The 11,854-nt window shown below is 64.2% G+C and carries 9 protein-coding genes and 2 pseudogenes; 9 read left to right on the top strand and 2 right to left on the bottom strand.

Features of this window, described 5'->3' with window-relative positions:
* A pseudogene (locus HC022_RS11365) lies at positions 1 to 180 on the bottom strand (hypothetical protein); the annotation flags it as partial.
* 411 nt (positions 181 to 591) lie between these two features.
* Here HC022_RS11365 and secE point away from each other — a divergent pair.
* The 5 genes from secE to HC022_RS11340 all read left to right on the top strand — a co-directional run bounded on the left by secE (position 592) and on the right by HC022_RS11340 (position 3,867).
* Positions 592 to 783 (top strand): preprotein translocase subunit SecE, encoded by a 192-nt coding sequence (gene secE / locus HC022_RS11360; RefSeq protein WP_008883198.1) that lies wholly within the window; start codon positions 592 to 594, stop codon positions 781 to 783.
* Between the two features lie 168 nt (positions 784 to 951).
* Positions 952 to 1,485 (top strand): transcription termination/antitermination protein NusG, encoded by a 534-nt coding sequence (gene nusG / locus HC022_RS11355; protein WP_040383763.1) that lies wholly within the window; start codon positions 952 to 954, stop codon positions 1,483 to 1,485.
* A 287-nt stretch (positions 1,486 to 1,772) separates the two neighbouring features.
* Positions 1,773 to 2,222 (top strand): 50S ribosomal protein L11, encoded by a 450-nt coding sequence (rplK, locus tag HC022_RS11350; protein ID WP_008883376.1) that lies wholly within the window; start codon positions 1,773 to 1,775, stop codon positions 2,220 to 2,222.
* Position 2,223: 1 nt separating this feature from the next.
* On the top strand, positions 2,224 to 2,922 hold the full coding sequence (rplA, locus tag HC022_RS11345) for a 50S ribosomal protein L1 (RefSeq protein WP_008883359.1): 699 nt from the start codon (positions 2,224 to 2,226) through the stop codon (positions 2,920 to 2,922).
* Positions 2,923 to 3,111: 189 nt separating this feature from the next.
* Positions 3,112 to 3,867: an SDR family oxidoreductase gene (locus HC022_RS11340; protein ID WP_167452496.1), complete on the top strand. Its 756-nt coding sequence runs from the start codon at positions 3,112 to 3,114 to the stop codon at positions 3,865 to 3,867.
* Here HC022_RS11340 and HC022_RS11335 read toward each other — a convergent pair.
* Positions 3,812 to 4,135 (bottom strand): DUF2798 domain-containing protein, encoded by a 324-nt coding sequence (locus tag HC022_RS11335; RefSeq protein WP_303049062.1) that lies wholly within the window; start codon positions 4,133 to 4,135, stop codon positions 3,812 to 3,814. The two genes, HC022_RS11340 and HC022_RS11335, sit on opposite strands and share 56 nt — an antisense overlap.
* Positions 4,136 to 4,648: 513 nt before the next feature.
* Here HC022_RS11335 and rplJ point away from each other — a divergent pair.
* The 4 genes and pseudogenes from rplJ to rpoC all read left to right on the top strand — a co-directional run.
* Positions 4,649 to 5,161, top strand: coding sequence for a 50S ribosomal protein L10 (gene rplJ, locus HC022_RS11330; RefSeq protein ID WP_040383661.1), 513 nt, complete (start codon positions 4,649 to 4,651; stop codon positions 5,159 to 5,161).
* A gap of 71 nt (positions 5,162 to 5,232) precedes the next feature.
* Entirely contained in the window at positions 5,233 to 5,613 is a 381-nt protein-coding gene (rplL, locus tag HC022_RS11325; RefSeq protein ID WP_008883137.1) for a 50S ribosomal protein L7/L12, read from the top strand.
* Between the two features lie 262 nt (positions 5,614 to 5,875).
* Positions 5,876 to 10,001: pseudogene (gene rpoB / locus HC022_RS11320) on the top strand (DNA-directed RNA polymerase subunit beta).
* A gap of 77 nt (positions 10,002 to 10,078) precedes the next feature.
* Positions 10,079 to 11,854, top strand: a 1,776-nt coding sequence (rpoC, locus tag HC022_RS11315) for a DNA-directed RNA polymerase subunit beta' (RefSeq protein WP_167452495.1), incomplete at its 3' end; no start/stop codon positions are given.

The following is an 11,854-nucleotide window of genomic DNA, read 5'->3' as shown; positions in this document are numbered from 1 at the left end:
GGTGTCGTCCTTGCCGCTGTTGGCAATGGCGAACATCTCGGCGACCTGCTGATCAGTCAGGGTCTCATAGTTGGCGTCGGGGTAGTAGGTGCTGATCGCCGTCATCTCGGCTTCGCTCGCGGCGAATGCGCTGGTGGCGATGACAGTCGAGAGGGCGGTGATGGTCAGAAAGCGTTTCATGGGTAAGTCCTTTCCGTCTTTCTATTATCGATTTTTCTATCGATCCTTGTGTGCAGTGCCGTAAGTGCTCTGCGCTTCTGGCCACACAACAGCCAGCCGAGCGGATTGGTTCCCGGCCTGAATTGTCGGTCCGGACCCCCGGCAAGCCCTTGACCACAAGAGGTTTTAACTCACCGCGCGCGCGAACGCAGAAGCTCGGCGGGTGGTTGCATCGCGCAGAGCGCCCATTTGGACAGAGTTTCGTGATCCCGGGTCGCGTTGTGGTGAACGGAGTGTGAGGTGGTGGAAGGGTCCCGGTGGGCGCAGCGTCATCCGGGCCCGTTACAGAGTGTCGGCCGCCCGAGGCTTGCCAGCGCCGGGCCTTCTGCGTATATGCCCCGAAACCCGCACGGAAACCGAAAGCGAGCCGAAATGGCCAATCCCATTCAGTTCATCCAGCAGACCCGCTCCGAGATCGGCAAGATCGTCTGGCCGACCCGGCGCGAAGTGATCCTGACGACGGTCACCGTCTTCATCATGGCGGCGCTGACGGCCACGTTCTTCGCTCTCGTCGACATCCTGATCCGCAGCGGCCTGCAGGGGCTTCTGTCGATCTTCGGATAGGTCCGGGCGCGAAATGCCTGCCGTCCCCTTGAAATCGCGGGGGGAGGGCGATAGGGACACGGAACTTACCTCAGGCGGGCGTGTAGCGATTCGAGTTGCACGCCGGTTTTTGTTTGGGGCAGGACGATGCCGGCGCGACTGTCGGCGGAAGAACTCGAGAGGGGCCAGATGGCGAAGCGGTGGTATTCGGTCAGCGTTCTGTCGAACTTCGAGAAGAAGATCGCAGAGCAGATCCGGCAATCTGTTGAAGAGCAGGGGCTGCAGGAGCAGATCGACGAAGTACTCGTCCCGACCGAGGAAGTCATCGAGGTGCGCCGCGGCAAAAAGGTGACGACCGAGCGTCGTTTCATGCCGGGCTACGTGCTCGTGCACATGGAGATGTCCGATCAGGGCTATCACCTCGTGAACTCGATCAACCGCGTCACCGGGTTCCTCGGTCCGCAGGGGCGTCCGATGCCCATGCGCGACGCCGAGGTCGAGGCGATCCTCGGCCGCGTCCAGGAGACCGAGGATGCGCCGCGCACGCTCATCCACTTCGAGATCGGCGAGCGCGTCAAGGTCAACGATGGTCCGTTCGAGGGCTTCGACGGCATGGTCGAGGGGGTCGACGACGACAACCAGCGCCTGCGCGTGTCGGTGTCGATCTTCGGTCGCGAGACCCCGGTCGAGCTGGAATTCACCCAGGTCAGCAAGCAGGGCTGACCGGGACCCAAGTCTTTCGAAAGGGCCGGGCCTCTGCCCGGCCTTTTTCGTGTCCCGCCCCACGCCGCCGTTCTCCGGCAGGCAGGGGCGGGAGAAGCGCCCGGATCGGGGGGAATCGCTTGCATTCCGCCCGGCTCCGCTGTAAGGCGCCGCTCTGTCGTCCCCGGTCTCGTACCGGAGCGGCAGTCCACGTGGAAGGCGAGGGTCTCGCGGGATCCGGACCATACCACGCCACATGAACGCCCCGGCGACGCGTCGCGCGGGGAGATGGAACAGGAGATACGCCGATGGCCAAGAAGCTCGCCGGCAAGATGAAGCTGCAGATCCCTGCAGGCAAAGCCAACCCGTCGCCGCCCGTGGGCCCCGCCCTGGGTCAGCGCGGCATCAACATCATGGAATTCTGCAAGGCGTTCAACGCCAAGACGCAGGAAATGGAGCCCGGCGCGCCGTGCCCGACCGTGATCACCTACTATCAGGACAAGTCCTTCACCATGGACATCAAGACGCCCCCCGCGTCTTACTACCTGAAGAAGGCAGCCGGCCTGAAGCCGGTCGGCAAGCGCAACCGTCCGCGCGGCGCCGAGAAGCCCGGTCGTGAGACCGTGGCGTCGGTCACCGTTGCTCAGGTCCGCGAGATCGCAGAGGCCAAGATGAAGGACCTCAGCGCGAACGACGTGGAAGCGGCAATGCAGATCATCCTTGGCTCGGCCAAGTCCATGGGCATCGAGGTGAAGTAAGATGGCAAAGCTCGGAAAACGCACCCGCGCCGCCCGCGAAGCTTTCGCCGGCAAGGAAGACATCTCGATCGAAGAGGCCGTGTCGCTGATCAAGGCGAACGCAAACGCCAAGTTCGACGAGACCGTCGAGATCGCGTTGAACCTCGGCGTCGACACCCGTCACGCAGACCAGATGGTCCGTGGCGTGATCGGCCTGCCGAACGGCACCGGCAAGACCATGCGCGTCGCCGTGTTCGCACGTGGCCCGAAGGCTGAAGAAGCCCAGGCCGCCGGCGCGGACATCGTCGGTGCAGAGGACCTGATGGAAACCATCCAGTCCGGCACCATCGAGTTCGACCGCTGCATCGCGACCCCGGACATGATGCCGATCGTCGGCCGTCTCGGCAAGATCCTCGGCCCGCGCAACCTGATGCCGAACCCCAAGGTCGGCACCGTGACCATGGACGTCGCCCAGGCTGTCAAGGACGCCAAGGGTGGCCAGGTCCAGTTCCGCGCTGAAAAGGGCGGTGTGGTCCACGCAGGCGTCGGCAAGGTCTCCTTCGACGAGGCCAAGCTGGTCGAGAACGTCAAGGCGTTCATCGGCGCGGTTGCCAAGGCCAAGCCGACCGGCGCCAAGGGCACCTACATGAAGAAGATCTCGCTCAGCTCGACCATGGGCCCGGGCGTGACCCTCGACGTGGCGACCGCCACCGCCGAGTGATCTTCATCACGACGTCACTTTCTGAAGGGCGGGCCTGCGGGTCCGCCCTTCTGCTTTTCCGCGTCCTGTTCCGGGGCTCTTGTGGCTCCGCCCTCGCGTGCCCCGTCGCAATGCTCATGATCCGGGTCGCGCGCGTCTGCCCCTCCGCGCTAACCCATGTCCCATGTTCATTATTGTGAGGCCGGGATCATGCGACTCGAGGGCAAGACCATCATCATCACCGGGGCGAGCAGCGGCATCGGAGCCGCCGCCGCCCGTCTCTTCGCGGCGGAAGGGGCGAGCCTCGTGCTTGGCGCCCGGCGCGAGGACCGGCTCGCCGCGCTTTGCGACGAGATCGGGACGGCGGGAGGCCGCGCGACCTTCCTCGCGGGCGACGTGCGCGACGCTGCCAGCGCCGAGGGGCTCGTGCGCCTTGCCGAGGACCGGTTCGGCGCGCTGCACGGCGCCTTCAACAACGCGGGCATCACCGGGCCCGGGGGTCCGCTCGAGGCGCTCGCGCCGGAGGACTGGGACGAGGTGCTCGGCACCAACCTCACCAGCGCCTATGTCGCCGCGCGCCACCAGATCCCGGCGCTGCCGCGCGCCGGGGGAGGGGCGATGGTCTTCACATCCTCCTTCGTGGGGCAGGGGATCGGGTTGCCCGGCATGGCCGCCTATGCCGCCGCGAAGGCGGGGCTGGTGGGGCTGGTGCAGGTGCTGGCGGTTGAGCTCGGTGCTGAGGGTATCCGCGCCAACGCGCTTCTGCCGGGCGGCACCCTTACCGAGATGGCGGGCACCGACCCGGCAGTCCACGCGCAGGTGGCGGGGCTGCACGCGCTGAAGCGCATGGCGGATCCCGAAGAGATCGCTCGGGCCGCGCTCTTCCTTCTGTCCGACGACGCGTCCTTCGTCACCGGATCGGCGATGTATGCCGACGGAGGCAATGCCATCTGCAAGGCAGCGTAGGCGGTGGCAACCAGCCCCGGACCATGTCGGTGAGGCGTTGTGTGCGCCTCGCCAGCCAGAAGGCCAGGGGCCCGACGCCCATGGAGAGAACGAAGGCGGTGGGCCATGCCGTCGCGAAGCGCGTCATCCAGATCCCGAGCCAGCCCGGCGCGAAGCCGAGCGGAAGGGCCGTGAAGATGCCCGTCATGAGGAAGGCCATCATCGCCGAGATGAAGAGCCGCGCGAGAATGACGGTGGACTTTGCGGGGGGTGTTTCGGTGGCTTGCATTCCGGTATCCTGTGCGTGTCAGGTCGGCGCGGGGCAAGGACCTCATCCTCACGGTACGCCCCGACCCTGTGAAGGAGGTGGCGCCGTGGGATCGAAACTCGACTAACTCCCGCGGTTGCGTGCGCGGGGACCGGGATAACCGTACCGGTCGGACGTTTTTCGGCGGACTGGCGAGATGGAGGTGCCGACGGCGCCGGTCGAGCCGACCTGGCGCAGGTGGGCCTGTGCGCTCGCGACGTCGGGGAAACCTCCCGCTGCGGGTTGGCAAAGCCGCGCACAGCATGTAACAGGGGCCTTGCAAGGGCGTTCGCGATTCGCGGGTGCCCTTCATTTCGTCCGAGACGGTGGGTTGGAGCGATCCTGTAATTCCTGCCCGAGACGGGAAGAGACACACGTTCCGGACCTATGTGTTCCGGCGACGCGCTGCGACGACCCGATCGGACTGTCTTGGCCGGGGAAACCCGGCTTGATCGAGCCGGAGGGGGTCGCCCCTCCATCAATTGGAGTGAAACTGTGGATAGAGCCCAGAAAGAGAAAGTGGTCGAGGAACTCGGCCAGATCTTCGAAAGCTCTGGCGTCGTGGTGGTTTCCCGCTACGAGGGTCTCACGGTTGCCGAGATGACGGATCTTCGGGCGCGCGCACGCGCGGCCGACACGCAGGTCCGCGTCGCCAAGAACAGGCTCGCCAAGATCGCCCTTCAGGGTATGGGTTGCGAGAGCATCTCGTCCTACCTGGAGGGGATGACCGTTCTCACCTATTCCGAAGACCCCGTGGCAGCTGCCAAGGTGGTCGAGGACTTCGCCAAGGACAACAAGAAGTTTGAAATCCTTGGCGGTGCAATGGGTGAGACGGCCCTTGACCGGGCCGGTGTCGAAGCCGTGTCGAAAATGCCGTCGCGCGAGGAGCTCATCGCTTCCATCGTCGGCTGCATCGGCGCACCCGCTTCGAACATCGCCGGTGCGATCGGCGCACCTGCTTCGAACATCGCCTCCATCCTCACCACGATCGAGGAAAAGGCGGCGTAAGCGCACCCGAGATACTCGTGGGGTTGATTACCCGCACGTTGGAACACATCTAGAGATACGGAAAAGGCAAAATGGCTGATCTTAAAGCACTTGCAGAGCAAATCGTCGGTCTGACCCTGCTCGAAGCACAAGAACTGAAAACCATCCTCAAGGACGAGTACGGCATCGAGCCCGCAGCTGGCGGCGCAGTGATGATGGCCGGTCCGGCTGCCGGCGGCGAAGCTGCTGCAGAAGAGGAAAAGACCGAGTTCGACGTTATCCTCAAGTCGGCTGGCGACAAGAAGATCAACGTGATCAAGGAAGTCCGCGGCATCACCGGCCTCGGCCTCAAAGAAGCCAAAGAGCTGGTGGAAGCCGGCGGCAAGGCTGTCAAAGAGGGCGTGTCCAAGGACGAAGCCGAAGCGATCAAGAAGCAGCTCGAAGAAGCAGGCGCAGAAGTCGAGCTCAAGTAATCACGCATGGTGCATCCGCACCGCATGTGATCGGAAATTCAGGCTGGGTCCGGGTGTTTCCCGGGCTCAGCCGAACCCGTCTCAGAGAGACCCTTTCGCGACAGCGAGCCAATCAGGGGTTTTTCTCAGGCGAGTTCCAGGATCGGGAGGCCTCTGGTGGGACAGAGGCCAGGAATGGATCGGAATCGCCGTCTCGGATGGACGTGCCGCTGGTGCCCGACAGCACGCGCGTCCGGTGAGAAGCTGAAAGGTGAACAGACCTATGGCGCAAAGTTTCCTTGGCCAGAAACGTCTTCGCAAATACTACGGCAAAATTCGTGAGGTTCTGGAGATGCCGAACCTCATCGAGGTTCAGAAAAGCTCCTACGAACTCTTCCTCAAATCCGGTGACCAGCCCCAGCCGAGCGACGGCGAAGGGATCATGGGCGTGTTCCAATCGGTCTTCCCGATCAAGGACTTCAACGAGACTGCCGTGCTCGAGTTCGTGAACTACGAGCTCGAAAAGCCCAAGTACGACGTCGAGGAGTGCATGCAGCGCGACATGACCTACAGCGCGCCGCTGAAGGTCACCCTGCGCCTCATCGTGTTCGATATCGATGAGGACACCGGCGCCAAGTCGGTGAAGGACATCAAGGAACAGGACGTGTTCATGGGCGACATGCCGCTCATGACCCCGAACGGTACGTTCATCGTGAACGGCACCGAGCGCGTCATCGTGTCCCAGATGCACCGTTCGCCGGGCGTGTTCTTCGACCACGACAAGGGCAAGACCCACAGCTCGGGCAAGCTGCTCTTCGCCTGCCGCATCATTCCCTACCGCGGCTCGTGGCTCGATTTCGAATTCGACGCCAAGGACATCGTGTTCGCCCGTATCGACCGTCGCCGCAAGCTGCCGGTGACGACCCTGCTCTATGCCCTCGGGCTGGACCAGGAGGCGATCATGGACGCCTACTACAACACCGTGAGCTATTCGCTGCGTCGTGGTGAAGGCTGGGTCACCAAGTTCTTCCCCGAGCGGGTGCGCGGCACGCGCCCGACCTATGACCTCGTCGATGCGGACACCGGCGAGATCATCGCCGAGGCGACCAAGAAGGTCACCCCGCGCGCGGTCAAGAAGCTGATCGACGAAGGCAAGGTGAAGCAGCTGCTGCTGCCCTTCGAGCAGATCGTCGGCAAGTTCGTCGCGAAGGACATCATCAACGAGGACACCGGCGCCATCTACGTGGAAGCCGGCGACGAGCTGACCTGGACCGTCGACAAGGACGGTGACGTGACCGGCGGCTCCCTCAAGGAGCTGATCGACGCAGGCATCACCGAGATCCCCGTGCTCGACATCGACAACATCACGGTCGGCGCCTACATGCGCAACACGGTGGCGCAAGACAAGAACATGGACCGCAACTCTGCGCTCATGGACATCTACCGCGTCATGCGCCCGGGCGAGCCGCCGACCGTCGAGGCCGCCTCGTCGCTCTTCGACACCCTGTTCTTCGACAGCGAGCGCTACGACCTCTCGGCCGTGGGCCGCGTGAAGATGAACATGCGTCTCAACCTCGAGAAGCCGGACACCCAGCGCACGCTGGACCGCGACGACATCGTCAAGTGCATCAAGGCGCTGGTCGAGCTGCGTGACGGCAAGGGCGAAGTGGACGACATCGACCACCTCGGCAACCGTCGTGTCCGCTCCGTCGGCGAACTGATGGAGAACCAGTACCGCGTCGGCCTGCTCCGCATGGAGCGCGCGATCAAGGAACGCATGTCGTCGGTCGAGATCGACACCGTCATGCCGCAGGACCTGATCAACGCGAAGCCCGCGGCTGCCGCCGTGCGCGAGTTCTTCGGCTCGTCGCAGCTGTCGCAGTTCATGGACCAGACCAACCCGCTGTCGGAAGTCACCCACAAGCGCCGTCTCTCGGCCCTCGGACCGGGCGGTCTGACCCGTGAGCGCGCCGGCTTCGAGGTTCGCGACGTGCACCCGACCCACTACGGCCGGATGTGCCCGATCGAGACGCCGGAAGGCCCGAACATCGGTCTGATCAACTCGCTTGCCACCTTCGCCCGCGTCAACAAGTACGGCTTCATCGAGACCCCCTATCGCGTCGTGCGCGAGAGCCAGGTGACCGACGAAGTGCACTACATGTCGGCGACCGAAGAAATGCGTCACACCGTGGCGCAGGCCAACGCATCGCTCGACGATGACGGCAAGTTCGTCAACGAGATGGTCAACACCCGCCAGTCGGGCGACTACACCCTCGCCCCGCGCGAGTCGGTGGACCTGATCGACGTGTCGCCGAAGCAGCTGGTCTCGGTCGGTGCCTCGCTCATCCCGTTCCTCGAGAACGACGACGCCAACCGCGCACTGATGGGCGCGAACATGCAGCGGCAGGCCGTGCCGACGCTGCGCTCCGAGGCGCCGCTGGTCGGCACCGGCATCGAGGGCAAGGTCGCCATCGACTCCGGCGCTGCCATCCAGGCGCACCGGGCGGGCATCGTCGACCAGGTGGACGCACAGCGTATCGTGATCCGGGCCACCGAGGACCTGGAACTCGGCGACGCCGGCGTGGACATCTACCGGATGCGCAAGTTCCAGCGCTCGAACCAGAACACCTGTATCAACCAGAAGCCTCTGGTGAAGGTGGGTCAGCTGGTCGAGAAGGGCGAAGTGGTTGCGGACGGTCCGTCCACCGACATGGGGGAACTGGCGCTCGGCAAGAACGTCATCGTGGCCTTCATGCCGTGGAACGGCTACAACTACGAGGACTCCATCCTGATCTCCGAGCGCATCGCGCGTGACGACGTCTTCACCTCGGTCCACATCGAGGAATTCGAAGTCGCCGCCCGTGACACCAAGCTCGGGCCGGAAGAGATCACCCGCGACATTCCGAACGTCGGCGAGGAAGCCCTGCGCAACCTCGACGAAGCCGGTATCGTCTATATCGGTGCGGACGTGGAGCCGGGCGACATCCTTGTCGGCAAGATCACTCCGAAGGGCGAAAGCCCGATGACGCCGGAAGAGAAGCTTCTGCGCGCCATCTTCGGCGAAAAGGCCTCGGACGTGCGCGACACCTCGCTGCGGGTGAAGCCGGGCGACTACGGCACCGTCGTGGAAGTGCGGGTCTTCAACCGTCACGGCGTCGAGAAGGACGAACGTGCGCTGCAGATCGAGCGCGAGGAAGTGGAACGTCTGGCCCGTGACCGGGACGACGAACTCGCGATCCTCGACCGCAACATCTATGCCCGTCTCAAGGACCTGATCCTCGGTGAAGGGCCCCAAGGGCGTGCGTCCGAACTCGGAGATCGACGAGGAGCTGCTCAACAGCCTGAGCCGCGGCCAGTGGTGGCAGCTCGCGCTTGCCGAAGAGCAGGACGCGCAGATCGTCGAGGCCCTGCACGAGCAGTACGAGGCGCAGAAGCGCACGCTCGATGCCCGCTTCGAGGACAAGGTCGAGAAGGTCCGTCGTGGCGACGACCTGCCGCCGGGCGTGATGAAGATGGTCAAGGTCTTCGTCGCGGTGAAGCGCAAGCTGCAGCCGGGCGACAAGATGGCCGGCCGTCACGGCAACAAGGGCGTTATTTCCCGCGTTGTCCCGATGGAGGACATGCCGTTCCTCGAGGACGGTACCCCGGTCGACTTCTGCCTCAACCCGCTGGGCGTGCCGTCGCGCATGAACGTCGGTCAGATCCTCGAGACGCACATGGGCTGGGCCTCGCGTGGTCTCGGCATCAAGATCGACGAGGCGCTGCAGGACTACCGCCGGTCTGGCGACCTGACGCCGGTGCGTGAAGCGATGCGCATCGCCTATGGCGACGATGTCTACGAAGAGGGCATCGCCGGCATGGACGAGGAGCACCTCGTGGAAGCGGCAGGCAACGTCACCCGTGGCGTTCCGATCGCGACGCCGGTCTTCGACGGCGCCAAGGAAGCAGACGTCAACGACGCGCTGACGCGTGCCGGCTTCGACACCTCGGGCCAGTCGCGCCTGTTCGACGGCCGCTCGGGCGAGGAATTCGCGCGTCGCGTCACCGTGGGCATGAAGTACCTGCTGAAGCTGCACCACCTTGTCGACGACAAGATCCACGCGCGTTCGACCGGACCGTACTCGCTCGTCACGCAGCAGCCGCTGGGTGGTAAGGCGCAGTTCGGCGGCCAGCGCTTCGGGGAGATGGAGGTCTGGGCCCTGGAAGCCTACGGCGCCGCCTACACCCTGCAGGAAATGCTGACCGTGAAGTCGGACGACGTGGCCGGCCGGACCAAGGTCTACGAAAGCATCGTCAAGGGCGAGGACAACTACGAGGCGGGCGTTCCCGAGAGCTTCAACGTGCTCGTGAAGGAAGTCCGCGGCCTCGGCCTGAACATGGAACTCCTGGACGCGGAGGACGAGGAATAACGGCCCTTCCAGCCACCGCGCGGCCCTCTGCGGTCGCGCGGTTCCTCTCTCCAAGCCCTGTCATTTAGGAAGACGACATGAACCAGGAACTGACGAACAATCCCTTCAACCCGCTCACGCCGCCCAAGGTCTTCGACGAGATCAAGGTGTCGCTGGCCTCCCCCGAGCGGATCCTTTCGTGGTCCTACGGTGAGATCAAGAAGCCGGAAACCATCAACTACCGCACGTTCAAGCCCGAGCGTGACGGCCTGTTCTGCGCGCGTATCTTCGGCCCGATCAAGGACTACGAGTGCCTTTGCGGCAAGTACAAGCGCATGAAGTACCGCGGCGTCGTCTGCGAGAAGTGCGGCGTCGAGGTCACCCTGCAGAAAGTGCGCCGCGAGCGCATGGGCCACATCGAACTGGCCGCGCCCTGCGCCCACATCTGGTTCCTGAAGTCGCTGCCGTCGCGCATCGGCCTCATGCTGGACATGACGCTGCGTGACCTCGAGCGCGTTCTCTACTTCGAGAACTACGTGGTGATCGAGCCCGGCCTCACCGACCTGAGCTATGGCCAGATGCTGACCGAGGACGAGTTCCTCGACGCTCAGGACCAGTTCGGCATGGACGCCTTCACCGCCAACATCGGCGCCGAGGCGATCCGCGAGATGCTCGCGGCCATCGACCTCGAAGCCGAGGCCGAGCAGCTGCGCGCCGACCTCAAGGAGGCCACCGGCGAGCTGAAGCCCAAGAAGATCATCAAACGCCTCAAGGTGGTGGAATCCTTCCTCGAGTCGGGCAACCGTCCCGAGTGGATGATCCTCACGGTGATCCCGGTCATCCCGCCGGAACTGCGTCCGCTGGTTCCGCTGGACGGCGGCCGCTTTGCGACCTCCGACCTCAACGACCTGTATCGTCGCGTGATCAACCGGAACAACCGTCTCAAGCGCCTGATCGAGCTGCGCGCTCCGGACATCATCGTCCGGAACGAAAAGCGTATGCTGCAGGAAGCCGTGGACGCGCTGTTCGACAACGGCCGTCGCGGCCGCGTCATCACCGGCGCCAACAAGCGTCCGCTGAAGTCGCTTTCGGACATGCTCAAGGGCAAGCAGGGCCGCTTCCGTCAGAACCTTCTCGGCAAGCGCGTCGACTTCTCGGGCCGTTCGGTCATCGTGACCGGTCCGGAACTCAAGCTGCACCAGTGCGGCCTGCCGAAGAAGATGGCGCTCGAGCTCTTCAAGCCCTTCATCTATTCGCGTCTCGAGGCCAAGGGTCTGTCGAGCACCGTGAAGCAGGCGAAGAAGCTGGTCGAGAAAGAGCGTCCGGAAGTCTGGGACATCCTCGACGAGGTCATCCGCGAGCACCCGGTTCTGCTGAACCGCGCGCCCACGCTTCACCGTCTCGGTATCCAGGCCTTCGAACCCCAGCTCATCGAGGGCAAGGCGATCCAGCTGCACCCGCTCGTCTGCTCGGCGTTCAACGCCGACTTCGACGGTGACCAGATGGCCGTTCACGTGCCGCTGTCGCTGGAAGCGCAGCTCGAGGCACGCGTCCTGATGATGTCCACGAACAACGTGCTGTCGCCTGCAAACGGCAGCCCGATCATCGTGCCGTCGCAGGACATGATCCTCGGTCTCTACTACACCACCATCATGCGCGAAGGCATGAAGGGTGAGGGCATGGCCTTCTCGTCCATCGAGGAAGTCGAACACGCCCTGACCGCGGGCGAGGTGCACCTGCACGCCAAGATCACCTGCCGGGTCAAGCAGATCGACGAGACCGGCCAGGAGATCGTCAAGCGTTACGAGACCACCCCGGGCCGCGTGCGCCTCGGCGCCCTGCTGCCGATGAACGCCAAGGCTCCGTTCGAGCTG

The organism is Salipiger sp. HF18 (assembly GCF_011806505.1).
In the GTDB taxonomy this organism is placed as follows: Bacteria; Pseudomonadota; Alphaproteobacteria; order Rhodobacterales; family Rhodobacteraceae; genus Salipiger; species Salipiger thiooxidans.
This window is presented reverse-complemented; position numbering and strand designations above follow the sequence as displayed.